This window comes from Klebsiella sp. SYXHC3 (assembly GCF_057196925.1).
On sequence record NZ_JBXUNG010000004.1, the window covers coordinates 263,251 to 289,333 of the forward strand.

At 56.5% G+C, this 26,083-nt stretch carries 24 protein-coding genes, 1 pseudogene and 1 riboswitch; of the genes and pseudogenes, 10 read left to right on the forward strand and 15 right to left on the reverse strand.

Annotated elements, in window-relative coordinates; genetic code table 11:
* Positions 1–52: 52 nt before the first annotated feature.
* Positions 53–952, reverse strand: a complete 900-nt coding sequence (locus tag AC2CGP_RS13150; RefSeq protein WP_020077917.1) for an AraC family transcriptional regulator — start codon at positions 950–952, stop codon at positions 53–55.
* A gap of 198 nt (positions 953–1,150) precedes the next feature.
* Between AC2CGP_RS13150 and yqhD the strand changes: the two genes are divergently transcribed.
* Both yqhD and dkgA read left to right on the forward strand, forming a co-directional pair.
* Positions 1,151–2,314, forward strand: a complete 1,164-nt coding sequence (gene yqhD, locus AC2CGP_RS13155; RefSeq protein WP_015703503.1) for an alcohol dehydrogenase — start codon at positions 1,151–1,153, stop codon at positions 2,312–2,314.
* A gap of 144 nt (positions 2,315–2,458) precedes the next feature.
* Positions 2,459–3,286 (forward strand): 2,5-didehydrogluconate reductase DkgA, encoded by an 828-nt coding sequence (gene dkgA, locus AC2CGP_RS13160; RefSeq protein ID WP_015369664.1) that lies wholly within the window; start codon positions 2,459–2,461, stop codon positions 3,284–3,286.
* Positions 3,287–3,320: 34 nt separating this feature from the next.
* Here the strand turns inward: dkgA and AC2CGP_RS13165 are convergent, their stop codons facing one another.
* The 7 genes and pseudogenes from AC2CGP_RS13165 to AC2CGP_RS13195 form a co-directional block, all read right to left on the reverse strand.
* Positions 3,321–3,848, reverse strand: a complete 528-nt coding sequence (locus AC2CGP_RS13165) for a GNAT family N-acetyltransferase (RefSeq protein ID WP_059444222.1) — start codon at positions 3,846–3,848, stop codon at positions 3,321–3,323.
* Positions 3,848–6,185 (reverse strand): annotated as a pseudogene (locus AC2CGP_RS13170) (YgiQ family radical SAM protein). The gene AC2CGP_RS13165 and the pseudogene AC2CGP_RS13170 overlap by 1 nt, the downstream one beginning before the upstream one ends.
* Positions 6,186–6,218: 33 nt before the next feature.
* The gene (gene ftsP, locus AC2CGP_RS13175; protein ID WP_015369661.1) at positions 6,219–7,631 is read right to left on the reverse strand and encodes a cell division protein FtsP; all 1,413 of its coding nucleotides are present in this window, start codon (positions 7,629–7,631) and stop codon (positions 6,219–6,221) included.
* An 83-nt stretch (positions 7,632–7,714) separates the two neighbouring features.
* A complete protein-coding gene (gene plsC, locus AC2CGP_RS13180; protein WP_015369660.1) occupies positions 7,715–8,452 on the reverse strand; it encodes a 1-acylglycerol-3-phosphate O-acyltransferase in 738 nt (245 codons plus the stop codon).
* Positions 8,453–8,638: 186 nt separating this feature from the next.
* Positions 8,639–10,897, reverse strand: coding sequence for a DNA topoisomerase IV subunit A (gene parC, locus AC2CGP_RS13185; RefSeq protein ID WP_032712532.1), 2,259 nt, complete (start codon positions 10,895–10,897; stop codon positions 8,639–8,641).
* A 121-nt stretch (positions 10,898–11,018) separates the two neighbouring features.
* Positions 11,019–11,888, reverse strand: coding sequence for an AraC family transcriptional regulator (locus AC2CGP_RS13190; RefSeq protein ID WP_213759561.1), 870 nt, complete (start codon positions 11,886–11,888; stop codon positions 11,019–11,021).
* A 79-nt stretch (positions 11,889–11,967) separates the two neighbouring features.
* Positions 11,968–12,363, reverse strand: coding sequence for a YgiW/YdeI family stress tolerance OB fold protein (locus AC2CGP_RS13195; RefSeq protein ID WP_015369658.1), 396 nt, complete (start codon positions 12,361–12,363; stop codon positions 11,968–11,970).
* A 150-nt stretch (positions 12,364–12,513) separates the two neighbouring features.
* Here AC2CGP_RS13195 and qseB point away from each other — a divergent pair, with 150 nt between their 5' ends.
* The 4 genes from qseB (at position 12,514) to AC2CGP_RS13215 (ending at position 15,557) form a co-directional block, all read left to right on the forward strand.
* A complete protein-coding gene (qseB, locus tag AC2CGP_RS13200) occupies positions 12,514–13,173 on the forward strand; it encodes a quorum sensing response regulator transcription factor QseB (protein ID WP_032712534.1) in 660 nt (219 codons plus the stop codon).
* Entirely contained in the window at positions 13,170–14,519 is a 1,350-nt protein-coding gene (gene qseC, locus AC2CGP_RS13205; RefSeq protein WP_047053687.1) for a quorum sensing histidine kinase QseC, read from the forward strand. The genes qseB and qseC overlap by 4 nt, the downstream gene beginning before the upstream one ends.
* A 106-nt stretch (positions 14,520–14,625) precedes the next feature.
* Positions 14,626–15,207, forward strand: coding sequence for an NAD(P)H-dependent oxidoreductase (locus AC2CGP_RS13210; protein WP_032709174.1), 582 nt, complete (start codon positions 14,626–14,628; stop codon positions 15,205–15,207).
* A gap of 35 nt (positions 15,208–15,242) precedes the next feature.
* Positions 15,243–15,557, forward strand: coding sequence for a putative quinol monooxygenase (locus tag AC2CGP_RS13215; RefSeq protein ID WP_015369654.1), 315 nt, complete (start codon positions 15,243–15,245; stop codon positions 15,555–15,557).
* 70 nt (positions 15,558–15,627) lie between these two features.
* Here the strand turns inward: AC2CGP_RS13215 and parE are convergent, their stop codons facing one another.
* The 5 genes from parE to nudF are packed head-to-tail and all read right to left on the reverse strand — an operon-like array spanning position 15,628 to position 20,034.
* Positions 15,628–17,523 (reverse strand): DNA topoisomerase IV subunit B, encoded by a 1,896-nt coding sequence (parE, locus tag AC2CGP_RS13220; RefSeq protein ID WP_015369653.1) that lies wholly within the window; start codon positions 17,521–17,523, stop codon positions 15,628–15,630.
* Between the two features lie 30 nt (positions 17,524–17,553).
* The gene (gene yqiA, locus AC2CGP_RS13225; protein ID WP_015369652.1) at positions 17,554–18,129 is read right to left on the reverse strand and encodes an esterase YqiA; all 576 of its coding nucleotides are present in this window, start codon (positions 18,127–18,129) and stop codon (positions 17,554–17,556) included.
* Positions 18,129–18,956 (reverse strand): 3',5'-cyclic-AMP phosphodiesterase, encoded by an 828-nt coding sequence (gene cpdA, locus AC2CGP_RS13230; protein ID WP_015369651.1) that lies wholly within the window; start codon positions 18,954–18,956, stop codon positions 18,129–18,131. Before cpdA ends, yqiA begins: the two co-directional genes overlap by 1 nt.
* Positions 18,957–18,980: 24 nt before the next feature.
* On the reverse strand, positions 18,981–19,403 hold the full coding sequence (locus tag AC2CGP_RS13235) for a DUF1249 family protein (RefSeq protein ID WP_015703512.1): 423 nt from the start codon (positions 19,401–19,403) through the stop codon (positions 18,981–18,983).
* 1 nt (position 19,404) lies between these two features.
* Entirely contained in the window at positions 19,405–20,034 is a 630-nt protein-coding gene (gene nudF / locus AC2CGP_RS13240; protein WP_411303191.1) for an ADP-ribose diphosphatase, read from the reverse strand.
* Between the two features lie 195 nt (positions 20,035–20,229).
* On the opposite strand from nudF, the gene tolC reads away from it, so the two are divergent.
* The 3 genes from tolC to AC2CGP_RS13255 all read left to right on the forward strand — a co-directional run bounded on the left by tolC (position 20,230) and on the right by AC2CGP_RS13255 (position 23,688).
* Positions 20,230–21,684: an outer membrane channel protein TolC gene (tolC, locus tag AC2CGP_RS13245; RefSeq protein WP_015369648.1), complete on the forward strand. Its 1,455-nt coding sequence runs from the start codon at positions 20,230–20,232 to the stop codon at positions 21,682–21,684.
* A gap of 166 nt (positions 21,685–21,850) precedes the next feature.
* Positions 21,851–22,522, forward strand: a complete 672-nt coding sequence (locus tag AC2CGP_RS13250; RefSeq protein WP_015369647.1) for a DUF1190 family protein — start codon at positions 21,851–21,853, stop codon at positions 22,520–22,522.
* A 5-nt stretch (positions 22,523–22,527) separates the two neighbouring features.
* Positions 22,528–23,688 carry a glutathionylspermidine synthase family protein gene (locus AC2CGP_RS13255; protein WP_015369646.1) on the forward strand — a complete coding sequence of 387 codons (1,161 nt, stop codon included), beginning with the start codon at positions 22,528–22,530 and terminating at the stop codon, positions 23,686–23,688.
* A 48-nt stretch (positions 23,689–23,736) separates the two neighbouring features.
* Here AC2CGP_RS13255 and ygiD read toward each other — a convergent pair whose 3' ends face one another.
* Both ygiD and ribB read right to left on the reverse strand, forming a co-directional pair.
* Positions 23,737–24,531, reverse strand: coding sequence for a 4,5-DOPA-extradiol-dioxygenase (gene ygiD, locus AC2CGP_RS13260; RefSeq protein WP_015369645.1), 795 nt, complete (start codon positions 24,529–24,531; stop codon positions 23,737–23,739).
* 205 nt (positions 24,532–24,736) lie between these two features.
* On the reverse strand, positions 24,737–25,390 hold the full coding sequence (gene ribB / locus AC2CGP_RS13265) for a 3,4-dihydroxy-2-butanone-4-phosphate synthase (RefSeq protein ID WP_015703517.1): 654 nt from the start codon (positions 25,388–25,390) through the stop codon (positions 24,737–24,739).
* A 105-nt stretch (positions 25,391–25,495) separates the two neighbouring features.
* A riboswitch (FMN riboswitch) is annotated at positions 25,496–25,647 on the reverse strand.
* Between the two features lie 127 nt (positions 25,648–25,774).
* Here ribB and ubiK point away from each other — a divergent pair.
* A complete protein-coding gene (gene ubiK / locus AC2CGP_RS13270; protein ID WP_015369643.1) occupies positions 25,775–26,044 on the forward strand; it encodes a ubiquinone biosynthesis accessory factor UbiK in 270 nt (89 codons plus the stop codon).
* The last annotated feature ends 39 nt before the right edge of the window (positions 26,045–26,083 follow it).

A 26,083-nucleotide genomic window follows, 5' to 3' on the forward strand; every position in this document is an offset into this window, starting at 1 on the left:
AATATCCCCGGTAGCGCTACCGCTTACCGGGGCTACAGGCGCCGCATCCTTATCAAATCCCCTGCATCGTGCGAATACGCGCGGCATCTTCACCCGGCGTAATACCGAAATAGCGTTTAAACTCGCGGCTAAACTGCGAGGCGCTTTCGTAGCCGACGCGCATCGCCGCCGCGCTGGCTTTCATGCCGTCATGGATCATCAGCATTCTGGCCTTATGCAGACGATAGGTCTTCAAATATTGCAGCGGCGAGGTGCTGGTGACCGATTTAAAATTATGGTGAAACGCCGAGACGCTCATATTCGCTTCCGCTGCCAGTTGGTCAACGCTAAGGTTTTCGGTGTACTGGCTTTCAATACGCTTCAGAACGCGGCTAATCAGACTAAAGTGCGTCTGTCGGCTGACCAGCGCCAGCAGCGCGCCGCCGCAGGGGCCAATCAGGACGTGATAAAGGATCTCGCGGATAATCTGTTTGCCGAGAATGCGCGCGTCCAGCGGCCGCTCCATCACGTCTAACAGGCGCTCCGCCGCGCAGAGGATCTCTTCTGATAACACCGCCGAGTTGATCCCGCTGGAGGCGACCGACGGCTGAAAAAGCTCATCTTCGCCGATATCCATCAGCAGCTCCTGCAACTGCAAAATATCGACATTCAGCCGCATTCCCGCCAGCGGCACTTCCGGGGTCGCGAAGGTTTCGCATTCGAACGGCAGCGGGACGGTTAACAGTAAGTATTCGTTGGTGTCATAACGGAAGGTTCGTTCATTGATATAGCCAATTTTATGGCCGGAAAAGAGAAAAACGATCCCCGGCTGGTACATCACCGGCGTACGGGTGCCCGGCTGCGTCCCGTACAGCAGACGGATATCCGGCAGCAGTTCACTTAGCATTTCTTGCTTATCTTTCAGCTTGTTAACCTTTTCTGTTAATAGCTGGCATATCTCGGCACGGTTCATTTTCGCTGCTTCTCCGACGACTTTTCTACAAGCTTATTGTGCGTAGTTTCCTTCTTTTTCTCCAGCCCAATGGAGAAATGGGCAAGACAATGGCAGGAATGTGCATTGAGAGGAAACGGTCGCAGGAACACAATAGCCGCCATCGGGTAGAGAGTCGTCCTTTCTGCCGGGAGTTTCATCTTTATGAGGGCACCAGCCATGAATAACTTCAATTTACATACCCCAACCCGCATTCTGTTCGGCAAAGGCGCCATCGCCGACCTGCGCGAACAAATCCCAGCCGGCGCTCGCGTGCTGGTGACTTACGGCGGCGGTAGCGTGAAGAAAACCGGCGTACTGGACCAGGTACTGAGCGCGCTGGCTGGCTTTGACGTGCTGGAGTTCGGCGGAATTGAGCCAAACCCGTCTTACGAAACGCTGATGAACGCGGTGAAAATCGCTCGTGAAGAGAACGTGACTTTCCTGCTGGCGGTTGGCGGCGGTTCGGTGCTCGACGGCACCAAGTTTATCGCCGCGGCCGCGCACTATGACGCGAATATCGATCCGTGGGAAATTCTGGAAACCTACGGCAGCAAGATTACCCGCGCTATTCCGATGGGCTCAGTATTGACCCTGCCGGCGACCGGTTCCGAATCAAATAAAGGCGCGGTTATCTCGCGTAAAACCACCGGCGATAAACGCGCGTTTATGTCCGAACACGTTCAGCCGGTCTTTGCGATCCTCGATCCTGTTTATACCTACACCCTGCCGCCACGCCAGGTCGCTAACGGCGTCGTTGACGCTTTCGTCCATACCGTTGAGCAGTACGTGACCTACCCGGTTGATGGTAAAATTCAGGACCGTTTCGCCGAGGGCATTCTGCTAACGCTGGTGGAAGATGGCCCGAAAGCGCTGCAGGAGCCGGAGAACTACAACGTGCGCGCCAACATTATGTGGGCGGCGACGCAGGCATTGAACGGCCTCATTGGCGCAGGCGTCCCTCAGGACTGGGCGACGCATATGCTCGGCCACGAACTGACGGCGATGCACGGCCTGGATCACGCGCAGACGCTGGCTATCGTGCTGCCGGCGCTGTGGAATGAGAAACGCGATACCAAGCGCGCTAAGCTGCTGCAGTACGCCGAGCGCGTGTGGAATATTACCGAAGGTTCCGAAGAGCAACGTATCGATGCCGCTATCGCCGCAACCCGGAGTTTCTTCGAGCAGATGGGCGTGCCGACTCGCCTTTCCGATTACGGTCTCGACGGTAGCTCCATCCCGGCACTGCTGGCGAAACTGGAAGAGCACGGCATGACTAAGCTTGGCGAAAATCAGGATATCACTCTGGACGTCAGCCGTCGTATTTACGAGGCTGCCCGCTAAGTTCTCCCCACCTGATTCACCTCTCCTTACGTTAAACAAACGCCGGGGAGAGGTGTTTTTACTACCGTTTTTAGCTATTTCGTCCAGACTTAATGCTACCCCTCGGCGGATTTTTCACGCTGAGTTCATTAACAGGAGGAAGGCATGACACATCCAACCGTTATAAAACTACACGACGGCAACCTGATGCCGCAGTTGGGTCTCGGCGTGTGGAAAGCAGGCAACGAGGAAGTCGTCTCCGCCATTCATAAGGCGCTGGAAGTCGGTTATCGTTCTTTTGACACCGCCGCCGCGTACCAAAATGAGGCTGGCGTCGGCAACGCGTTAAGCAGCGCGGGCGTCAATCGCGATGAGCTCTTCATCACTACCAAACTGTGGAACGACGATCAAAAACGGCCGCATGAAGCGCTAAAAGAGAGCCTGAGCAAGCTGAAACTGGACTATGTGGATCTCTATTTAATTCACTGGCCGGTGCCAGCGATAGGCCATTACGTCGAAGCCTGGCAGGCGCTGATCGAATTGCAGCAGCAAGGGCTGGCAAAAAGCATTGGGGTATGTAATTTCCAGGTGCCACATCTGCAAAAGCTGATTGATGAAACCGGCGTCGCTCCGGTGATCAACCAGATTGAGCTGCACCCGTTAATGCAGCAGCGTCAACTGCATGCATGGAACGCCACCCACAAAATCCAGACCGAATCCTGGAGCCCATTAGCGCAGGGCGGCAAAGGGGTCTTCGATCAGAAAATTATTCACCATCTGGCGGATAAATACGGCAAAACGCCAGCGCAAATCGTCATTCGCTGGCATCTCGACAGCGGACTGGTGGTGATCCCGAAATCCGTCACGCCATCGCGTATCGCGGAAAACTTTGACGTCTGGGACTTCCGTCTCGACAAAGACGAACTCAGTGAAATCGCTAAGCTGGACCAGGGCAAACGTCTCGGCCCCGACCCGGATCAGTTCGGCGGTTAATCCCCTTAACTTTTGCCTTTAGCGCCGCGCGGCGCTAAAGGCTTTCGCAAATTAAATGAATATCCTCAGGCTCCAGAGCAAACAGCTCCGGGTCGGGCTTATCAATTAAACGACAGCCCTGTGAGAGATAAAAATCAACGGTGCTTTTGTTGGGGATGGACGAAATATACAGGCCTGATGCGCCCAGAGCAGGAAGCTGCTGCAGCGCATAGTCAAACAGACGTCGCCCCCATCCCTGGCCGCGCTGCGCCGCGCCCACATAAAAGAATAACAGTTGGCGCAGATCGCCCTTTTCACCCCTTGGCAAGGTATCCATCGCCGCCGCGGCAATGATTTTATTCTGCTCGAAAAAGGCGAAAAATATACCGCCGCGATCGTAGCAGGCCTCGTGAATAGGCGTATAAATCTGTCGATCGTGAGGATCCCAGCCACGGACGTCATAGTACTGCGGGTACGCCTGAAGCCGGCCATCATCGAGCTTATAAAGGGTGTCGATAATTTCGCTGCGGTCTATCTCCCACAACCTATCCAGCTGCTGTCGTGACAGGATTACCGGCGTCATTATCGTTCTCTCTCCTTATGTGACAGGCTTTCCCCCGGCGATCGGAACCGCCGGGGAAGCGGCTTAGCGGGACGCCGTCTTCGGCTTGATACGCTTTTTCGCCCCCGAGGCGGCTGGCGTCTGGCGCTGATGCGCAATCGGCGTATGCTTCGTCAGCGCCGGACGGGTATGACGGTTCTGGCGACGCGCTTCACGCATCTCGTCCAGCGTCGGCGCCGGCACCAGGCAGTCACGGCGTGAACCAATCAGATGCTTTTTACCCATCGCTTCCAGCGCCTGACGGATCAGCGGCCAGTTTGCCGGATCGTGATAGCGCAGCAGCGCTTTATGCAGACGGCGCTGTTTGTCGCCCTTCGGCACCACCACATCTTCACTCTTATAGCCGATTTTACCCAGCGGGTTCTTGCCGGTGTAATACATGGTGGTTGAGTTCGCCAGCGGCGACGGGTAGAAATTCTGTACCTGGTCTAGACGGAAGCGATGACGCTTCAGCCACAGTGCCAGGTTCACCATATCTTCATCGCGCGTCCCTGGGTGAGCGGAAATAAAGTACGGGATCAGGTACTGTTCTTTACCCGCCTGCTTCGAATAGGTATCAAACAATTCTTTAAAGCGGTCATAGCTGCCCATGCCCGGCTTCATCATCTTCGACAGCGGCCCCTCTTCGGTATGCTCAGGCGCGATCTTCAGATAGCCACCGACGTGGTGGGTCGCCAGTTCTTTGATATAGCGTGGATCCTCTACGGCGATGTCGTAACGCACACCCGATGCGATAAGGATTTTCTTAATGCCTTTCAGGTCACGAGCGCGGCGGTACAGATTAATCGTCGGCTCATGGTTGGTGTCCATGTGCGGGCAGATATCCGGGTAGACGCAGGAGAGACGGCGGCAGGTCTGCTCGGCGCGCGGGGATTTGCAGCGCAGCATATACATATTGGCGGTTGGGCCGCCAAGATCGGAAATAATGCCGGTAAAGCCGGGAACCGTGTCGCGAATCGCTTCGATTTCATTAATGATCGAATCTTCGGAGCGGCTCTGGATGATGCGCCCTTCGTGTTCGGTGATCGAGCAGAAAGAACAGCCGCCGAAACAGCCGCGCATAATGTTAATGGAGAAGCGAATCATCTCGTAGGCCGGGATACGCGCATCGCCATAAGAAGGATGCGGCACACGCTTGTACGGTAACGCAAAGACGCTGTCCATCTCTTCAGTCGACAGCGGGATCGCCGGCGGGTTAACCCAGATATAACGCTCGCCGTGCTTTTGCATTAGCGCACGGGCGCAGCCGGGGTTGGTTTCATGGTGCAGAATGCGCGACGCGTGGGCATAGAGCACTTTGTCGCCTTTGACCTTCTCGAAGGATGGCAGCAACACGTAGGTTTTTTCCCACGGTTTTGGCCGCGGCGGCTGCACGACAACGGCTTTGGCCTCGGCTTTTTTCGGGGGCACGGGTTTGTTATCGGCGCACGGTAGGTCTTCACCGTACGGATGCGGAATCGGGTCGATTTTGCCCGGCGTATCCAGACGCGTGGAGTCAACGCCGCTCCAGCCCGGCAGCGCTTCTTTTACCATGATCGCGGTATTACGCACATCGCGAATATCACCGATGGCCTCGCCCATCGCCAGACGATGCGCCACTTCTACCAGCGGGCGCTCGCCATTGCCGAACATCAGCATATCGGCTTTCGAATCCACCAGCACTGAGCGGCGTACGGTATCGGACCAATAATCGTAGTGCGCGGTACGGCGCAGGCTGGCTTCAATACCGCCGAGGATCACCGGCACGTCTTTCCACGCCTCTTTACAGCGCTGGGTATAAACCAGCGTCGCGCGGTCCGGGCGCTTACCCGCGACGTTGCCGGCGGTATAGGCGTCGTCATGGCGCAGCTTACGGTCGGCGGTATAGCGGTTGATCATTGAGTCCATATTGCCCGCAGTGACGCCGAAGAACAGATTCGGCTTACCCAGGCGCATGAAGTCTTCTTTGCTGTTCCAGTCCGGCTGGGAGATGATCCCTACGCGGAATCCCTGCGCTTCCAGCATACGGCCGCAGATAGCCATGCCGAAACTTGGATGGTCGACGTAGGCGTCGCCGGTCACCAGAATAATGTCGCAGCTATCCCAGCCAAGTTGATCCATCTCTTCACGCGACATTGGTAAAAATGGCGCAGGGCCAAAACAGGCAGCCCAGTATTGCGGCCAGGAAAATAGGTCACGATCCGGCTGGATCAGGGATATTGCGCTCATATTGCTTCCGGGGAAAATGATAAAAAAATAACCAAAAGGGCGTGGATTATAAGCCGGAATGATAGTGGAAATGAAGGAGGATTTTCTCAAACCCTGACCGGGTTGCGGCCAGGGTTGCGGATATTACGGCGCCGGATTCACCAGGATCTGGCCAATCGAGCCGCGGTCGGCGAGCTCCAGCGTCTGGCTCAGGTACTGGAACGGGAAGTGCGGCCAGGAAGGCTGGTTATAATACACCAGCAGTTCCACCTGCCCATCAATCCACACCGTATCTTTCCAGCCCCGATCTTCCGGGAACGGCATGGTCCCGTTGACGTTACGGATCTGGAACATCACGCCTTCAATATGGAACGACTGTGGGCGGTCGGCGCGCACGGTCCAGCGCTCCCACGTTCCCTGCTGAGCGGTGATATCAATGCGCTGCGGATCCCACAGTTGGCCATTGATGCCTGGGTCGTCGCCAAGAGTAATATCACGGCTGCGCAGCGGCGTACCGGAGAGCAGCTCGGTCGGCAGCAGGCGCACCGGCAGGCTGTCGGTAACCAGCGGCAGCAGCCCGGTCGGACGCAGCGTCAGCACCAGCGTGGAGATCAAAATGCTCGACGGCTCGAAGAAACCGCGGATACGGTCGACAATGCTCGCCGCTTCACCGCAGGTAATCGACACTTCATCGCCGTTGGTCATATCCACCAGAATTTCACGCCGCTCGCCGGGGGCCAGCGACAATTGCTTAAGTGAGACCGGCGCCGGCAGGAAGCCCTGATCGCCTGAGATAACGTGCAGCAGACGACCATCGCTCATCTGCAACTGATAGCGGCGCGAGTTAGATGCGTTCAGCAGACGCAGTCGTACCCAGCCGCGAGAGACTTCGACATAGGGCCCCTGCGCGCCGTTGACCAACAGGGTATCACCCACGAAACCACCGCTGCCCGGTTCGCTATATTCCGGAGTGCCGAAGTTATCCAGCCGCTTATCCTGAATAATCACCGGGAAATCATCAACGCCGTAGTGGTTCGGGATCGGCAGGTTTTTGCTGACCTCGTCTTCTACCAGCCACATTCCCGCCAGGCCGTTGTAAACCTGTTTCGCCATCCGGTTCGGGGTATTCGCCTGATACCACAAAGTGGCCGCACTCTGGCGAATCGGCAATACCGGCGCCCAATCCGCATTCGGCGACATCATGCGCGCCGCGCCGCCAATCAGCGGCCCCGGCACCTGCAGGCCGCGAATCGTCATGGCGACATTTTCGGTCAGGCGGTTACTGTAGATAAGTTTGACGTCATCACCATTCCAGACGCGGATGGTCGGCCCCAGGTAGCGGCCATTGATGCCCCATACCGGCGCGCGCGTTCCCTGGGTGAATGACCAGTGAGAACGTTGCAGGGTCATAAACAGCGGTTGACCGCGACGGGATTCCAGCAGAGGCGGAATGGGGAGCACCGGCTGCTGGCCGGCGGCATGAGCCTTCAGCGGCGCGGCGCCCGCGCACAGCGCTACACCTGAAGCCTTAATAAACTGACGCCGACTGAGTGACATATTAACTCCATGAAATACTGACAATGCAAAAAGGGAATTCGTTTCCCGCCAGCAATACGCTCGCGTTCGCGGCGTTTCCTGTATTATTTCTTTCCAGCCGCTTCGCGCTCGGCCACTTCTTTATCCAGCTCGGCGATTTTAGCGGACATCATCTCGCGGCAGTGTGTCGCCAGCGCGCGCACGTTATCTTTACCAAACTGGCTGGTATCGACCGGCGGCAGCATCTCGACAATCACCAGACCATTGTTCCAGCGATTGAGTTTAATTTTGTTCGATGTATTCGACACGCATACTGGAATAATCGGTACGCCAGCGGCGATGGCCGCGTGGAACGCGCCGGTTTTAAAGGGCAGCAGACCGCGGCCGCGGCTGCGGGTCCCTTCCGGGAACATCCAGAACGAAATTTTACGCTTTTTAAACGCATTCACCACTTCGGCAATAGTGCCGTGCGCTTTGGTTCGGTTATTGCGGTCAATCAGCAGGTTGCCCGTCAGCCAGTAAAGCTGGCCAAAGAACGGTATCCATAACAGGCTTTTTTTACCCACGGTAACCGTCGGCGGCTGCACGATGTTCGACGCTGTCACCATATCATAGTTGTTCTGGTGGTTAGCGATGTAGATCGCATTGCCGTAGCTTTCCGCGTCCGCAGGCTTACGCAGTTCGACTTTCAGGCCAAATACCGGGGACAGGCGGCCAAACAGATGACCAAACGTCGCGACGTGCTTAGGGTTGCGCGGGCTGAACAAGCAGTAAAGACTGCCAAATATGCACACGACGATGCAATAAATGACAACAAAAATTAGTCGAAAAATAAATAACATAGCTTCCTCTGAAACCCAAACCGCTTAGCGTTATACCCGTTGAATCACAGGCTCAGGACACCGCTGCCCTCTCAACGCGGGGCGGAAAATCTCCGCCCCTGGAGGACATGTTAATCGCAATGCCTGAATAAACAACGATTTTGCGGCAAATTTTCGCATCCTCCAGCCGGGTGAAGGATGCGGATCTTACTCTTCGCTGTCGCCAGCTGAGGCGCGGCGCGGGGAGTCGATCTCCACGCGGTCGATTTTCTGCAGGCCGCGCATCAGCGAACCGCGACGGCCGCGCTCGCCGGTGACTTTTTGCAGCTCTTCCGGACGCAGTTTGATCTTACGCTTGCCGACGTGGATAGTTAACGTGCTCTGCGGCGGCAGGACAAACAGGTGCGCCAGACCATCCTGGCCGGAGGCAGCTTCCGCCGACGGAATGTTGATAATCTTGTTGCCTTTGCCTTTCGACAGCTGCGGCAGATCGCTCACCGGGAACATCAGCATGCGCCCGGCATGGGTAATCGCCAACAGCATATCGGCATCGTCTTCAATGACCAGCGGCGGCATCACATGCGCGTTCTCCGGCAACGTAATCAGCGCCTTACCGGCGCGGTTGCGCGCCACCAGGTCGTTGAAGGTACAGACGAAACCGTAGCCGGCATCGGAGGCCATCAGCAGCCTCTGATCGTCTGACTCCATCAGCATATGTTCTACGCTGGCGCCCGGCGGCAGCGTCACTTTACCGGTGACCGGCTCGCCCTGGCCGCGGGCGGAAGGCAGCGTAATCGGGTCGATGGCGTAGCTGCGCCCGGTGGTATCAATAAACACCACCGGCTGGTTGCTCTTGCCTTTCACCGACGCTTTCCAGCTATCGCCGGCTTTGTAGCTCAGTCCCTGCGCATCGATATCGTGGCCTTTGGCGCTACGCACCCAACCCATCTGCGACAGAACGATAGTGACCGGCTCGGACGGCAGCATATCGTGCTCGCTCATGGCCTTCGCTTCTTCGCGCTCGCGCAGCGGCGAACGGCGATCGTCGCCAAAGGTATCGGCATCGGCCTGCAGCTCTTTCTTCAGCAGGTTATTCATCTTGCGTTCGGAGGCCAGAATCGCCTGCAGCTGATCGCGCTCTTTTTCCAGCTCGCTCTGCTCGCCGCGGATCTTCATCTCTTCCAGCCTGGCGAGATGACGCAGTTTTAATTCCAGAATCGCTTCCGCCTGAGTTTCGCTGATGCCGAAGCGGGCAATCAGCGCCGGCTTCGGTTCATCTTCGTGGCGGATTATCTCAATCACTTCATCAATGTTGAGGAACGCGACCAGCAAACCTTCGAGGATGTGCAGGCGCTTGAGGACTTTTTCCAGACGGTAGTTCAGGCGGTTACGCACGGTATCACGACGGAAGGTCAACCACTCCGTCAGGATTTCAAGCAGGTTTTTCACCGCCGGACGATTGTCCAGGCCGATCATGTTGAGGTTGATACGGTAGCTCTTTTCCAGATCGGTAGTGGCGAACAGGTGGTTCATCACCTGCTCCATATCCACGCGGTTGGAACGCGGCACGATCACCAGACGGGTCGGGTTTTCATGATCCGATTCATCACGTAGATCATCAACCATCGGCAGCTTTTTGTTACGCATCTGCGCGGCGATCTGTTCCAGCACGCGCGCGCCGGACACCTGATGCGGCAGCGCGCTAATCACCACCGCGCCGTCTTCTTTCGTCCACACGGCGCGCATGCGCACCGAACCGCGGCCGTTCTGGTAGATTTTGCGAATTTCCGCGCGCGGGGTAATGATTTCCGCTTCGGTCGGGTAGTCCGGCCCCTGCACGATATCCAGCAGCTCATCGAGCGTGGTTTTCGGTTTTTCCAGCAGCGTAATCGCCGCCTGCGCCACTTCACGCAGGTTGTGCGGCGGAATATCGGTAGCCATACCGACCGCAATGCCGGTGGTGCCGTTCAGCAGGATGTTCGGCAGACGCGCCGGCAGCATTTTTGGCTCCTGCAGCGTACCGTCAAAGTTCGGCACCCAATCGACGGTGCCCTGACCCAGTTCGCTGAGCAGCAGTTCGGCGTATTTCGACAGGCGGGATTCGGTGTAACGCATCGCCGCGAAGGATTTCGGATCGTCCGGCGCGCCCCAGTTCCCCTGCCCATCTACCAGCGGGTAGCGGTAAGAGAACGGCTGCGCCATCAGCACCATCGCTTCATAGCAGGCGCTGTCGCCGTGCGGGTGATATTTACCCAACACGTCGCCGACGGTGCGGGCGGATTTTTTGAACTTGGCGCTGGCGTTCAGGCCCAACTCGGACATTGCATAGACAATGCGGCGCTGAACCGGCTTTAAGCCATCGCCAATAAACGGTAATGCCCTGTCCATGATGACGTACATGGAGTAGTTCAGGTAGGCATTTTCCGTGAATTCATGTAGCGCGAGGCGCTCTGCCATATCGCTCATTAATCGTGGATCCTCAATCTGGGACGCGGCCATTGCGGCGGCAAAACTACCCGCGATAATACCCGATCTCACGCCCTGAGTCACAGGAAGTGAGATCGGTTAAAGAGGATGAGGATATCAATCAGGCTAACGGTAAATAAATATCGGTGCGGAGTTCATGCTCGCCAACTTCATGCACAAAATTGAGGTAGCGGAAGTACACCGGAAAATCCCTTAGCGTCTCCCCGGAGGCGGGCAGCCAGTCGCGATAGAGAAACCAAACGCTTTGCGCCAGCGTGTCCAGCGAACCGTGATGGCGGGCCACTGCGCAACGGCCTGCCGGGATCTCGCCGTTAATCACGCCAAACGCGTTTTCGCGAATCGGTCGCTCAACGGTGCCGCAGATATCAAAACGAAACGCGTCGCCTGGCGTTGTTTGCGGATCGTCCCAGGCAATGCCCCAGGTTTCGCTGGTGGCGACTGGCGACAGCCCGCTCGTTTTGCGCCATGCGATAAAACGCGCGGCGGTGGCGTTGACCAGGTCCGGGCTCCCGCGATGTTGCAATACGGCGATCCTTGTGGCTGGAAATTGAATAATGTTGACGTCCATCGAAGTTTGCTCCTGTAGCGTATGTTTCGGTACGCGTCGATGCCACTCGGCCCAATCCGGTCGCTGACGGAACTGAGTCGGGCTTTGATCAAACGCGGTACGGAAGGCGCGACTGAACGACTCCGAATTTTGAAATCCGGCATCAAGGGCAATATCGATGATTTTTTCGTGCGGGTTGAAGGCCAGGCGCCAACAGGCGCGCCGCAGGCGTAACCACTGAATATACCGGTACAGCGGAACGCCGGTATACGCACTAAATTGCCGGTGAAAATGGTAAGGCGAGCTATACGCAATCGCGCTCAGCGCCTCCAGCGTTAGCGGCTCATCAAGATGGTTCTCAATGTACAAACAGACTCGCTGAAAACGCCCGACGTACGCCGGGCTGGCCTTAATATCGTTCATCGTCTCCTCCACGCGACACACTCTGCCAGAGCGAGGATAGCGATTCCTGACCGATCTTGCGCACTCTCCGGCGCGGGCATTATGGCGTGATTTTACGGATCTGCTTCACGTCGATCTCTACCGAGTTCCAGTCTTTATCGACTTCACCCTGAATTTCTACCGTATCCTGCGGGCCGACGGTCACGCCATTCCAGCGCTTGTGGTCGATATCGACGTTCACCACGCCGGAGGCATCCTGGAATTTATACAGATCATCAGAGATGCGCTCGACGATTTTACCGCGCAGGGTCACCCAGGTGTCATCGCGCAGCGACTTGGCGTTCGCCACGGTGGTCACCGCGCCGCTCGGCCCGGTGAAGCCGCCGGCCTGCGAGGTAGTGGTAGTAGACGGTCCGGTGAATCCACCCTGCCCGGCGGCCAGTACCGGCATGGAAACCAAAGCAATAATCGCGGTCATCGCAGCAATTTTTTTCATTTTATAATCTCCCTTATGTGTTGGTATGGCTCCTATTACGCCTGACAAAACTTAACGACTTCTTAAGCGGAAAAAAGAAATTTTAATGCTGTACATCCCCTGCATCAACGCGGTTTACTGCGCAAAGAAACGGGATCGTCGGAGGGAAACATGCGCATATTATTGGTGGAAGATGACAAACTGATCGGCGACGGCATCAAAGCCGGGCTGAGCAAAATGGGCTTCAGCATCGACTGGTTTACCGCAGGCCAGGAGGGCAAAAACGCCTTATATAGCGCCCCTTATGACGCCGCGATACTTGACCTGACTCTCCCCGGCATTGACGGCCTCGATATTCTGCGCGAATGGCGCGATAAAGGCCGTAATGAACCCGTGCTGATCCTCACCGCCCGCGACGCGCTTAGCCAGCGGGTTGAAGGGCTTCAGCTCGGCGCCGATGACTATCTGTGTAAACCCTTCGCCCTCATTGAGGTGGCGGCACGTCTCGAAGCGCTGATCCGCCGCGCTCACGGCCAGAGCAGCAGCGAGCTGCGCCACGGCAAGGTGAGCCTCGACCCGAACCGCTTAACCGCCAGCCTTGATGGCGAAAGCCTGGCGCTGAAGCCGAAGGAGTTCGCCCTGCTGGAACTGCTTATGCGCAACGCGGGGCGCGTATTGCCGCGTAAGCTTATCGAGGAAAAGCTTTATAACTGGGACGACGAGGTCTCCAGCAACGCCGTGGAAGTTCACGTTCACCATCTGCGTCGCAAACTCGGCAGCGGTTTTATCCGCACCGTGCACGGCATCGGCTATACCCTGGGTGACGCATGAAACGACTAGCCCGTCTGAGCCTGCGCCTGCGCCTGACGCTGCTGTTTGTCCTGCTCACCAGCGCCGCCTGGGGGATTGCCAGCGTGATCGCCTGGCAGCAGACCAGCGAAAAGCTGGATAAGCTGTTTGATACCCAACAACTGCTCTTCGCCCGCCGCCTGAGCGCCATGAATGTCGATGAGCTGCAGGCGCGACCGACGCAGATCCGCGAAAAGAAAAAAGTTAAACACGGCCATCTTGATGATGACGCGCTAGCCTTCGCTATTTTCACCCGCGACGGAAAAATGGTGCTTAACGATGGCGAAAACGGCGAAGATATTCAATGGGGTTCGCAGCGCGAAGGCTTCAGCGATGGCTACCTGCGTGGCGATGACGACGAATGGCGTTTTCTGTGGCTGACCACCGCTGACGGCCGTCATCGTATCGCCGTCGGCCAGGAGTGGGATTATCGCCGAGAAATGGCGATGGATATCGTCACCTCGCAGCTCACGCCGTGGCTGGTCGCGCTACCGCTGATGTTCGTGCTGCTCATCGTGCTATTAAGCCGCGAGCTGGCGCCATTGAAGAAACTGGCTAGAACCCTGCGCCAGCGCGCGCCGGACTCGGCGGAACGTCTGCCGGACGACAAAATCCCTTCAGAAGTTCGCCCGCTGGTCGATGCCCTGAATCAGCTATTCAGCCGTACCCACGAAACCATGCTACGCGAGCGTCGCTTTACCTCTGATGCCGCCCATGAGTTGCGCAGCCCGCTGGCGGCGCTGAAGGTGCAAACCGAAGTCGCCCAGCTTTCAATGGACGATCCCGAAGGTCGGGATAAAGCGTTGGCGCAACTACATCAGGGCATCGACCGCGCCACTCGGCTGGTCGATCAATTACTTACGCTGTCGCGGCTGGATTCCCTTGCGCAACTGGATGACGTGCAGCCGGTCGCCATCGACGACCTGTTGCAGTCGGCTGTAATGGAGATGTATCACCACGCGCAGCAGTCCGCCATTGAGTTACGCCTGCATCTGAACGCCAGCAATATCGTCCGCACCGGCCAGCCGCTGCTGCTCAGCCTGCTGGTACGCAATCTGCTGGATAATGCCATACGTTACAGCCCGCGCGGTAGCCAGGTGGATATCACCCTTTCCGCCCGCGAATTCCGGGTCCGCGACAATGGTCCAGGCATTAGCCCGCAAGCGCTGGCACGCATTGGCGAGCGTTTTTATCGCCCGCCGGGCCAGGATGCCCCCGGCAGCGGATTAGGCTTATCGATCGTTCGTCGCATCGCCGCGCTGCACGGCATGCGGGTTGATTTTGCTAACGCGCGCGACGGCGGCTTCGAGGCGCGCGTTTACTGGTAGCAACATTATTGCCAAAAATGCAAAAGACTTTGCACATTTTGCTCATTTTACTGCCCCGCTTCGCGGGGTAAAATTGCCGACAAATTTAATAGATTGAGGGCAAAAAATGAGCAACATCCTGATTATCAACGGGGCGAAAAAATTCGCTCACTCTAATGGCCAATTGAACGACACCCTGACCGAGGTCGCGGATGGTTATCTGCGCGACGTCGGGCATGATGTTAAAATCGTCCGCGCGGAGAGCGAGTACGATGTAAAAGAAGAAGTGCAGAATTTCCTGTGGGCCGACGTGGTTATCTGGCAGATGCCGGGCTGGTGGATGGGCGCGCCGTGGACCGTGAAAAAGTACATGGATGACGTCTTCACCGAAGGCCATGGTTCTCTGTACGCCAGCGATGGCCGTACCCGCTCCGATGACAGCAAAAAATATGGCTCCGGCGGGTTGATTCAGGGCAAACAGTATATGCTGTCGCTAACCTGGAATGCGCCGATGGAAGCATTCACCGATAAAGATCAGTTCTTCCACGGCGTCGGCGTTGATGGCGTTTACCTGCCGTTCCACAAAGCCAATCAGTTCCTTGGCATGAGCGCGATGCCGACCTTTATCGCCAACGACGTGATTAAAATGCCTGACGTTCCACACGTCATCGCAGAATATCGCAAGCATCTGGCAGCGATTTTTGGTTAACTAGAAGCCTACATACAGAAGGAGTTGAGTTAACCATGTTAACAGTGATTGCCGAAATTCGTACTCGTCCGGGCCAGCACCACCGTCAGGCGGTACTGGATCAGTTCGCTAAAATTGTCCCTGTGGTACTGCAGGAAGAAGGTTGCCACGGCTACGCGCCGCTGGTTGACCACGCCGCCGGCGTGAGTTTCCAGACCTCCGCCCCGGATTCGATCGTAATGGTCGAGCAGTGGGAAAGCGTCGCGCATCTCGAAGCGCATCTGCAAACGCCGCACATGAAGGCTTACGCCGAAGCGGTAAAAGGCGACGTGCTGGAAACCAGCATCCGCATTTTGCAGGCTGGCGTATAAGCCCGACAGAAGTAAGAAGTAAAAAGGGAGCCTGAGGCTCCCTTTTTCGCATCTGGCGGCTGACGTCGGCTTAGGCTTCGAGATCCGCCATATCGCCTTTTTCCTGCAGCCAGTTGCGGCGGTCTTCAGAACGCTTCTTGGCCAACAGCATATCCATCACCGCGGTCGTTTGCTGCTCGTCTTCATCGGTGATGATGAGCTGCACCAGGCGGCGGGTGTTCGGGTCGAGCGTGGTTTCACGTAGCTGCATCGGGTTCATCTCACCCAGCCCTTTAAAGCGCTGTACGTTCGGCTTGCCCTTCTTACGTTTCAACTGCTCCAGCACGCCGGCTTTTTCTTCTTCCGTCAGCGCGTAGTAAACCTCTTTACCGAGGTCGATACGATACAGCGGCGGCAGCGCGACGTACACGTGACCCTCTTTCACCAGGGTACGGAAATGCTTCACGAACAGCGCGCACAGCAGGGTAGCGATGTGCAGACCATCCGAGTCGGCATCGGCGAGAATACAGATCTTACCGTAACGCAGCTGGCTTAAATCATCGCTATCCGGGTCGATACCAATCGCCACCGAAATGTCGTGCACCTCTTGCGAAGCCAGCACTTCATCGGAAGAGACTTCCCAGGTATTCAGGATCTTGCCTTTCAGCGGCATGATCGCCTGATATTCACGGTCGCGCGCCTGTTTCGCCGAACCGCCCGCAGAATCCCCTTCGACAAGGAACAGTTCGGTGCGGTTCAGATCCTGCGCGGTGCAGTCCGCCAGCTTACCCGGCAGCGCCGGGCCGCTGGTGAGCTTTTTGCGCACCACTTTCTTGGCGGCGCGCAGGCGACGCTGGGCGCTGGAAATGGCCATTTCCGCCAGCAGCTCCGCCGCCTGTACGTTCTGATTCAGCCACAGGCTGAAGGCGTCTTTAACCACCCCGGAGACGAATGCCGCGCACTGGCGCGACGACAGACGTTCTTTCGTCTGCCCGGCGAACTGCGGATCCTGCATCTTCACCGACAGTACGTACGCGCAGCGATCCCAGATATCTTCCGCCGACAGCTTAACGCCGCGCGGCAGAATATTGCGGTATTCGCAAAACTCGCGCATCGCGTCGAGCAACCCCTGACGCAGACCGTTAACGTGCGTACCGCCCTGCATAGTCGGGATCAGGTTGACGTAGCTTTCGGTCAGCAGTTCACCGCCTTCCGGCAGCCACAGCAGCGCCCAATCCACCGCTTCCGTTTCGCCGGAGAAGTTGCCGACAAACGGTTTTTCCGGCAGCAGCGGCAGGCCGTTGACCGCCTCGCACAGATAATCATTTAGGCCGTCCGCATAGCACCAGCGCTGCTCGCTGTTGTTCACCTGGTCGCGGAAAACAATTTCCACGCCCGGGCACAGCACCGCTTTCGCTTTTAACAGGTGAGTTAGCCGCGAGACGGAGAAACGCGGGCTATCGAAGAAGCTTTCATCCGGCCAGAAATGGACGCTGGTCCCGGTGTTGCGTTTACCGCAGGTGCCGGTGACGCGCAGGTCTTCAACTTTTTCCCCATTTTCAAAGGCGATGCTGTAGACCTGACCATCGCGGCGCACGTTGACTTCCACGCGCTTAGACAAGGCGTTGACGACAGAAATCCCCACCCCATGCAGGCCGCCGGAGAACTGGTAGTTTTTATTAGAAAACTTCCCGCCCGCGTGCAGCCGACAAAGAATCAGCTCAACCGCCGGAACCCCTTCTTCCGGGTGGATATCAACCGGCATCCCGCGCCCGTCGTCGATAACCTCCAACGATTGATCGGCATGGAGGATGACCTCCACGCGTTTGGCGTGGCCGGCCAGTGCTTCATCCACACTGTTATCAATAACTTCCTGACCAAGATGGTTAGGACGGGTTGTGTCGGTGTACATTCCCGGGCGGCGGCGAACCGGCTCAAGCCCGGTGAGTACCTCAATGGCATCAGCGTTATATGAAGATTGCGTCATGGTGTGTATTCGTAGGTCGTTCTGAACCGCTTAGCGCAGGCCCAGAAAATCGATAATCTGGGTGAAATGATCTTCAAAGCCAACAAATGCGTGATTACCGCCCTCCTCGACCGTTTGACGGCAGGAGGCGAAGTAGTCAACAGCCTGGCGGTAATCAAGCACTTCATCGCCCGTTTGCTGCAATAACCAGATAAGGTCAGGCGCTTCCAGCGGGTCGATATGCATGACTTTAAGATCGTAAATATGGCGAGACTCTAGCACATATTGCTGCCCGGTGTACGGATTCTCATTGGGGCCAAGAAAATTGTTCAGCAGTTCAAATGGCCGCACCGCCGGGTTAATCACCACCGCCGGCAACATAAAACATTGCGACAGCCAGGTGGCGTAGTAGCCGCCCAACGACGACCCCACCACGCCTAACGGCTCGCCGCCGTGCTCCAGCACGATGGCTTCCAGCATCTCTGCCGCCTGCGCCGGGAAAGCAGGCAGTTCCGGCACCACCATGTTAATTTCCGGGTGGTACTGCGCCAGCCACGTTTTCAGCGCCGTCGCTTTTGCCGAGCGCGGCGAGCTGTTAAATCCGTGCAGATAAAGAAGAGTAGACATCAGTATCCTTCTGAAGCGATATCCGGGTGAAACTCGGCGCCGCTGAGACGACAGACTTCAGTCGTCAACACGCCATCAGGATGCAGTTCAAGCCAGCGCCAGCCAGGAGAGACGGTATCGAGGGTGAAATTAGCGCAGTGCGGCTTAAACTGCACGCAGGTCGATGGCGTCGCCATCATCCGCCGCCCGTTCCAGTCGAGATCCAGCTCCTGGTGAATATGGCCGCATAGCAGGTGCTTAACCCGCGGATAGTTGCTCAGGATGTGGTCTAACGCCCCGGCGTTGCGCAGGCTATGCTGATCGAGCCAGCTGCAGCCCGCCGGCAGCGGATGATGATGCAGTAACAGCAGCGTGTAGCGCTCAGGTTCCGCATTCAATTGATGCTCAAGCCACTCCAGTTGGAAATCGCTCAGCTCGCCGTGAGGCACGCCAAAGACCTGGCTGTCCAGCAGCAGGATTTGCCAATGATCGCCCAACAGGACGCGTTTTGCGGGGGAGATGCCGGCATCGTGCAGCGTGCTGTACATCGCCGGTTGGAAATCATGGTTTCCCGGCAGCCAGACGCAGGGTGCGGCAAAGCTCGCGATGCCTTCAGCGAAATGCTGATAGGCCGCGGCAGAGTGGTCTTGCGCCAGATCGCCTGTTGCTACAATCAGGTCGCATTCACGCTGTGAGGCATGTATCGCATCCAATACAGCCTGATAACTTTCCCAGGTATTGATACCCAACAGCGTTTCATGTTTTTCAGCAAACAGGTGAGTATCAGTAATTTGTAATATCCTGACTCTGGTCTCACCAGCCAGAGGTAGGTTTAACAGGCTTTCCAAATGGTGTCCTTAGGTTTCACGACGCTAACAAACCGGAATCGCCATCGCTCCATGTGCTAAACAGTAACGCAGCCAGTCGGCCAGAAACTGATTAATTTGATGCTTTTCGTCGCGTTGATGCAACTTTTTATTAGGGTAATCATATCTCGCTTTGAAGCGAAAAATCTGCTGACTTGAACACACTTCAGCCACCATGGCGTCGTGATACAGGCGCACCGTCATTGACGGCAGGCTCCAGTAGCTCACCGCAGGCATAGTCTGTTCTATTGTCACTAATGTAGTGTAGCGGGTCGATTCGACCACCGTTAATCGGTATTGCGCCGCCCCCACCTGATAGTTCGCCATATCGCCGACCGCCTCAGTGCGAGGCAACAGGCGGCGCAGCTGGGCGAAATTGGTTTCGCACAGGCGCATCATTTCCGGGAAGTCAGGTGTATAACGCTTCATATTATTTCCACTCGTTTCGTAAGCTGTGATAATGCAGCTGCAGCCATTGCAGGGCGATGACAGAAGCCGCGTTGTCGATTTTCCCCTCTTCTACCCACTGGTAAGCCTGTTCCCGGCTCACCACATGCACCCGAATATCCTCGTTTTCTTCGGCCAGGCCGTGAATGCCTTTTGCCGTCGATGCATCAACTTCGCCCACCAGGATCGATAACCGCTCGCTGGTGCCGCCTGGGCTTGACAGATAGCTTAATATTGGTTTGGTGCGCCCAACTTCAAGCCCGGCCTCTTCCAGCGCTTCGCGGCGGGCGACATCCTCTACCGTTTCGCCTTCTTCTATCATCCCGGCGACCATTTCCAGCAGCCACGGGCTCTCGCTGGTATCATAGGCGGCGATACGGATCTGCTCGACCAGCACAACTTCATCACGCACCGGGTCAAAGGGTAGCAAGACCGCGGCGTGCCCGCGCTCAAAAATTTCGCGGGTAACCTCGCCGCTCATCCCGCCGTTAAACAGGCGATGGCGAAAACGATATAAATCGAGCGAAAAAAAACCGCGATAGAGCGTTTCCCGTGCAATAATTTCTACATCGTTTTTAGAGAAGGTAATTCCCTGCTGATTAGGTTTGCTCATTGTCTGTGTCCTGCTCATCCGAAAGTAGGGATTTATAGGCCGTTTGGCTACCGTTTTACAGCCTGTATGTTAGATTGGTGCAAATTACCGCCCTATGGCACGTAACGCCAACTTTTTACGGCGACAGAGTCGATACAATCAGCGATTATTTTTAGAATTTGAGTAGCGCTAAATGCTTCACAACAAGGAATGCAAATGAAGAAACTTTTTCCCATCCTTATCGGCCTGGGCCTGACTGGCTTCAGCGCCATGAGCCAGGCAGAGAACCTGTTGCAGGTTTATCAGCAGGCGCGTATTAGCAACCCTGACCTGCGTAAATCGGCAGCCGATCGCGATGCTGCATTCGAAAAGATCAACGAAGCGCGAAGCCCATTACTGCCGCAACTCGGTCTGGGCGCGGATTATACCTATACCAGCGGATTCCGTGATTACAAAGACCGGAACTCCAACGTCACCAGCGGTTCACTGCAATTAACGCAAACCCTGTTCGATATGTCGAAATGGCGCGCGCTAACCCTGCAGGAAAAAACGGCGGGCATTCAGGATGTCACCTATCAGACCGACCAGCAAAAGCTGATTCTGAATACCGCGACGGCTTACTTTAAAGTTCTGGCCGCTATCGATACGCTCTCCTATACCGAAGCCCAGAAACAGGCTATCTATCGTCAGTTGGACCAAACCACCCAGCGCTTTAACGTGGGCCTGGTTGCCATCACCGACGTACAAAACGCCCGCTCGCAATACGACGCCGTGCTGGCAAATGAAGTGACCGCGCGTAACGACCTCGACAACGCCGTTGAAGAGCTTCGTCAGGTCACCGGCAACTACTATCCGGAGCTGGCGTCGCTGAACGTTAACGGCTTCAAAACCAGCAAACCGCAGGCGGTGAACGCGCTGCTGAAGGAAGCGGAAAACCGTAACCTGTCGCTGCTGCAGGCGCGTCTGAATCAGGATCTGGCGCGTGAGCAGATTCGCCAGGCGCAGGATGGTCATTTACCTACTCTTGATTTGAACGCTTCCACCAGTGTCTCTAATAACCGTTACAGCGGTTCCAAAAACATCTCCCCGGACGCTGATATCGGGCAAAACACAGTCGGCCTGAACTTCACCCTGCCGCTGTATCAGGGCGGGATGGTTAACTCACAGGTGAAACAGGCGCAATACAACTTTGTCGGCGCCAGCGAGCAGCTGGAAAGCGCGCACCGCAGCGTCGTGCAGACCGTGCGTTCGTCGTTTAACAACGTGAATGCCTCCATCAGCAGCATCAATGCCTACAAACAGGCCGTTGTCTCTGCGCAGAGCTCCCTGGATGCGATGGAAGCGGGTTATTCGGTGGGTACGCGTACCATCGTTGACGTGTTGGATGCGACCACCACGCTGTACAACGCCAAGCAGCAGCTCTCCAACGCCCGTTATAACTACCTGATCAACGAGCTGAACATCAAGTCCGCTCTCGGCACGCTGAACGAGCAGGATCTGATCGCGCTGAACAACACGCTGGGTAAAGCGATTCCGACTTCACCGGACAGCGTCGCGCCGGAAAATCCGCAGCAGGACGCCGCCGCTGACGGTTATGCGAACACCGCTTCCGCACAGCCGGCTGCCGCCCGTACGACGAAGACCAGCGGTTCCAATCCGTTTAGCCACTAATCGTTGAACGCGATGACGCCTCGTCTGGCCTTCGGGTCAGGCGGGGCGTAAAACGTAAGACAACGTAAAGACCCCCGCTTTTCCCCTCTTTCGCTTCATTTTCCACCACTCATACTCTATCCTGAGCGTTGACAAACGCACTACCACTGGGTCCTGGAAGACAAATATGAAACGGACAAAAAATATTAATCATGCGTCGTTCCGCAAAAGCTGGAGCGCTCGCCACCTGACGCCGGTCGCCCTTGCCGTCACCGCCGTCTTTATGCTCGCCGGTTGTGAAAAAACTGACGAGACGGTTTCTCTGTATCAGAACGCCGATGACTGCTCCGCGGCTAACCCAAGCAAAGCCGCAGAGTGCACCACCGCCTACAATAACGCGGTGAAAGAAGCCGCGCGCACCGCGCCGAAATACGCCAGCCGTGAAGACTGCGTCGCCGAGTTCGGCGAAGGCCAATGCCAGCAGGCGCCGGCTCAGGCGGGCGTCGCCCCGGAAAACCAGGCGCAGGCGCAAAGCAGCGGCAGCTTCTGGATGCCACTGATGGCCGGCTACATGATGGGTCGCCTGATGGGCGGCGGCATGGCCGCGCAGCAGCCGCTGTTTAGCTCGAAGAACCCGGCCAGCCCGGCCTACGGCCAGTACACCGATGCCAGCGGTAAGAGCTATGGCGCGGCGCAACCGGGCCGTACCATGAACGTGCCGAAAACCGCGATGGCGCCGAAACCGGCCACCACCACGACCGTCACCCGCGGCGGTTTCGGCGAATCCGTCGCTAAGCAATCGACGATGCAGCGTAGCGCCGCGGGCTCCAGCTCCTCTTCACGCTCGATGGGCGGTTAAGCGGCATGGAAAGAATCAGCATTACCGAGCGCCCGGACTGGCGCGAGAAAGCGACCGAGTATGGCTTCAACTTTCACACCATGTACGGCGAGCCGTACTGGAGCGAAGAGGCCTACTACAAGCTGACGCTGGCGCAGGTTGAAAAGCTCGAAGCGGTCACCGCCGAGCTGCATCAAATGTGTCTACAGGTCGTTGAGAAAGTGATCGCCAGCGACGAGCTGATGACCAAATTCCGCATCCCTAAGCACACCTGGGGCTTTGTGCGTCAGTCGTGGAAAACCAACCAGCCGTCGCTGTACTCGCGTCTGGATCTGGCCTGGGATGGCGTGGGCGAACCGAAGCTGCTGGAAAACAACGCGGATACGCCAACCTCGCTATATGAAGCAGCGTTCTTTCAATGGATCTGGCTGGAAGATCAGCTTAACGCCGGTAATCTGCCTGCCGACAGCGATCAGTTCAACAGCCTGCAGGAAAAGCTGATTGAACGCTTCGGCGAGCTGCGTGAACAGTTTGGCTTCCAGCTGCTGCATATGGCCTGCTGCCGCGATACCGTTGAAGACCGCGGCACCGTGCAGTATCTGCAGGACTGTGCGGCAGAAGCGGGCATCGCCACCGAGTTCCTGTATATCGAAGATATCGGTCTTGGCGAGAAAGGTCAGTTTACTGATTTACAGGATCAGGTCATCGGCAATCTCTTTAAGCTCTATCCGTGGGAATTTATGCTGCGCGAGATGTTCTCCACCAAGCTGGAAGACGCCGGCGTACGCTGGCTGGAGCCGGCGTGGAAGAGCATTATCTCCAACAAGGCGCTGCTGCCGATGCTGTGGGAAATGTTCCCCAACCACCCTAACCTGTTGGCGGCTTACTTCAGCGAAGATAACCATCCGCAGCTTGAGAAGTACGTCATTAAGCCGATCTTCTCCCGCGAAGGCGCCAACGTGTCGATCGTTGAAAATGGCAAAGTGGTGGAGGCGGTGGAAGGTCCCTACGGGGAAGAAGGCACCATCGTGCAGGAGTTTTATCCGCTGCCGAAATTTGGCGATAGCTATACGCTGATTGGCAGCTGGCTTATTAACGACCAGCCTGCCGGGATCGGCATCCGTGAAGATCGGGCGCTGATCACCCAGGATCTTTCGCGTTTCTATCCGCACATTTTCGTCGAATAACGGCAAACCCCGGCAACCTGAGTGGCCGGGGTTTTTTCATGTGTGATGTTACGCCTCGCCTACCACCACCGATAGCATGCTCAGCGACCCCATTTCCATCCCTTCGACCGGGATCGTTATCGGCTCTTCACCATCCCACGCCCCCAGAATATAGAGCAGCGGCAGGAAGTGCTCAGCCGTTGGGTTAGAGAGCGAACCACCTTCATGGCTTAAATAATTCACCAGCGGATGCGCTTCGACCGGCCCTTTCCAGTTCAGATTCGCTTTGACATAGTCGTTAAACGACTGGGCCCACGGATACGGCGTGCTTTCGCCATGCCAGCGCGCGGTACGCAGGTTATGCACCACGTTGCCGCTCGCCACCAGCATAATGCCTTCATCACGCAGCGACGCCAGCTTACGCCCCATCTCCAGATGCCATGCCGCGGGCTTAGTGCTATCGATACTTAACTGAACCATGGGAATATCGGCATCAGGGTACATTTTTATCAGCACTCCCCACGAACCGTGGTCAAACCCCCACGCCTCTTTATCGAGGGCGACGGGCACCGGCGCCAGCAGTTCAACCAGATGCTGCGCCAGCTCCGGCGATCCCGGCGCAGGGTAGTGCGTATCGTATAAGGCCTGCGGGAAACCGCCAAAATCATGAATGGTTTTCGGCGCTTCCATCGCCGTCACGCCCGTCCCGCGAGTAAACCAGTGCGCGGAAATAACCACGATAGCTTTCGGCCGCGGCAGCGTTTCGCCGAGATGACGCCAGGCGCGGGTATAGATATTATCTTCCAGCACGTTCATCGGGCTACCATGGCCTAAAAACAACGCTGGCATACGGGTACGGGACATGATGGTATCCTTCAGTAGGGAGTATTTGATTCCTTCACATTACGCGCTTTTAGCCGCAGATAAACTCAGATAAGCGTGATGATCATCATCAGAAAATTTGAAGGTGAAAAATCTCTCCCATGTACCCGCAGAGAAAGCATATTAGCTCGACCCAGAAACAACAAAGCCCACCGTAAAGTGGGCTTGTCATCAGAACAGCGGTAACTTAGCTGGCTTTGCGATCGTGCTCGCGGCGGTAAGCCACCAGGTCTTCAATGGTGACAACGGCCATGTTGTGCTGCTGAGCGAACTTGATGCACTCCGGCGCGCGCGCCATGGTGCCATCGTCGTTAGTCAGTTCACAGAGAACGCCTGCCGGTTTAAAGCCCGCAAGGGTCACCAGGTCGATGGTCGCTTCAGTGTGGCCGCCGCGGGTCATTACGCCGCCTGGCTGCGCACGCAGCGGGAAGACGTGGCCCGGACGGTTGAGATCGGAAGGTTTCGCGCCATCGGCAATGGCGGCGCGCACGGTCGTGATGCGGTCAGCGGCGGATACGCCGGTGGTTACGCCTTCTGCCGCTTCGATGGTCACGGTAAAGCCGGTGCCGTAGGCGCTGGTGTTGTTCTCCACCATCATCGGCAGGTCAAGCTGCTTGCGGCGATCTTCGGTCAGGCACAGGCAGACAATGCCGCTGCCGTGACGAATGGTCAGCGCCATTTGCTCAACGGTCATGGTTTCGGCGGCGAAAATCATATCGCCTTCGTTTTCACGGTCTTCATCATCAAGCACCATCACACCGCGGCCTTCGCGCAGTGCGTCTAAAGCGTGTTCCACACGTTCAAAAGCGGTACCAAAAGAAGAAAGGAGCGTCTGATTCATGGTAAAAAAACCTCATTAAAATTATGGTTACCAGAATCAGGGCAGTCTTAGGAGTGCCGGTTTAGCGGCAAAAGTCAACGCAAGCGGATCGTAACCCGACTGAGCCGTTACTCTCTCCCATCCGGACTTTAACCGTCGGCCCCGGAATTACACCGGATCTGCTGACCTTCCCGTTTTCACTGGAAGCGCTCGCGGGCTTTCAACGCGCAGGTTGATTTACCGCCGGTGGGGAATTTCGCCCCGCCCTGAGAATAAGCGAGATAACTATAACGCCATTAACTATCTTCATCAATGGCTACTCACTCGACATCTTACATTTGTGGTTTATAGGCGCTCCCGTTCGCACTACAATGAACGCTAACTAGACCAGTGCAGGAATCCGCCATGATTGACCCGAAAAAAATTGAACAAATCGCCCGCCAGGTCCATGAATCGATGCCGAAAGGCCTTCGCGATCTTGGAGATGACGTAGAAAAGAAAATCCGCCAGGTACTGCAATCGCAGTTAACTCGTCTGGATTTGGTCAGCCGCGAAGAGTTCGATGTGCAAACTCAGGTTCTGCTGCGCACCCGCGAAAAGCTGGCTTTACTGGAGCAGCGCATTAGCGATCTGGAAAGCCGTTCAGCTGCGCCGAAGAGCGAAGAACAGCAATAAAAAAACGGGCCTGAATGGCCCGTTTGAGATTGATGATAA

Coding starts and splice junctions, on each gene's coding strand:
- AC2CGP_RS13150 (WP_020077917.1), bottom strand. CDS start 952: ATGAACCGTGCCGAGATATGCCAGCTATTAACAGAAAAGGTTAACAAG.
- yqhD (WP_015703503.1), top strand. CDS start 1,151: ATGAATAACTTCAATTTACATACCCCAACCCGCATTCTGTTCGGCAAA.
- dkgA (WP_015369664.1), top strand. CDS start 2,459: ATGACACATCCAACCGTTATAAAACTACACGACGGCAACCTGATGCCG.
- AC2CGP_RS13165 (WP_059444222.1), bottom strand. CDS start 3,848: ATGACGCCGGTAATCCTGTCACGACAGCAGCTGGATAGGTTGTGGGAG.
- ftsP (WP_015369661.1), bottom strand. CDS start 7,631: ATGTCACTCAGTCGGCGTCAGTTTATTAAGGCTTCAGGTGTAGCGCTG.
- plsC (WP_015369660.1), bottom strand. CDS start 8,452: ATGTTATTTATTTTTCGACTAATTTTTGTTGTCATTTATTGCATCGTC.
- parC (WP_032712532.1), bottom strand. CDS start 10,897: ATGAGCGATATGGCAGAGCGCCTCGCGCTACATGAATTCACGGAAAAT.
- AC2CGP_RS13190 (WP_213759561.1), bottom strand. CDS start 11,888: ATGAACGATATTAAGGCCAGCCCGGCGTACGTCGGGCGTTTTCAGCGA.
- AC2CGP_RS13195 (WP_015369658.1), bottom strand. CDS start 12,363: ATGAAAAAAATTGCTGCGATGACCGCGATTATTGCTTTGGTTTCCATG.
- qseB (WP_032712534.1), top strand. CDS start 12,514: ATGCGCATATTATTGGTGGAAGATGACAAACTGATCGGCGACGGCATC.
- qseC (WP_047053687.1), top strand. CDS start 13,170: ATGAAACGACTAGCCCGTCTGAGCCTGCGCCTGCGCCTGACGCTGCTG.
- AC2CGP_RS13210 (WP_032709174.1), top strand. CDS start 14,626: ATGAGCAACATCCTGATTATCAACGGGGCGAAAAAATTCGCTCACTCT.
- AC2CGP_RS13215 (WP_015369654.1), top strand. CDS start 15,243: ATGTTAACAGTGATTGCCGAAATTCGTACTCGTCCGGGCCAGCACCAC.
- parE (WP_015369653.1), bottom strand. CDS start 17,523: ATGACGCAATCTTCATATAACGCTGATGCCATTGAGGTACTCACCGGG.
- yqiA (WP_015369652.1), bottom strand. CDS start 18,129: ATGTCTACTCTTCTTTATCTGCACGGATTTAACAGCTCGCCGCGCTCG.
- AC2CGP_RS13235 (WP_015703512.1), bottom strand. CDS start 19,403: ATGAAGCGTTATACACCTGACTTCCCGGAAATGATGCGCCTGTGCGAA.
- nudF (WP_411303191.1), bottom strand. CDS start 20,034: ATGAGCAAACCTAATCAGCAGGGAATTACCTTCTCTAAAAACGATGTA.
- tolC (WP_015369648.1), top strand. CDS start 20,230: ATGAAGAAACTTTTTCCCATCCTTATCGGCCTGGGCCTGACTGGCTTC.
- AC2CGP_RS13250 (WP_015369647.1), top strand. CDS start 21,851: ATGAAACGGACAAAAAATATTAATCATGCGTCGTTCCGCAAAAGCTGG.
- AC2CGP_RS13255 (WP_015369646.1), top strand. CDS start 22,528: ATGGAAAGAATCAGCATTACCGAGCGCCCGGACTGGCGCGAGAAAGCG.
- ygiD (WP_015369645.1), bottom strand. CDS start 24,531: ATGTCCCGTACCCGTATGCCAGCGTTGTTTTTAGGCCATGGTAGCCCG.
- ribB (WP_015703517.1), bottom strand. CDS start 25,390: ATGAATCAGACGCTCCTTTCTTCTTTTGGTACCGCTTTTGAACGTGTG.
- ubiK (WP_015369643.1), top strand. CDS start 25,775: ATGATTGACCCGAAAAAAATTGAACAAATCGCCCGCCAGGTCCATGAA.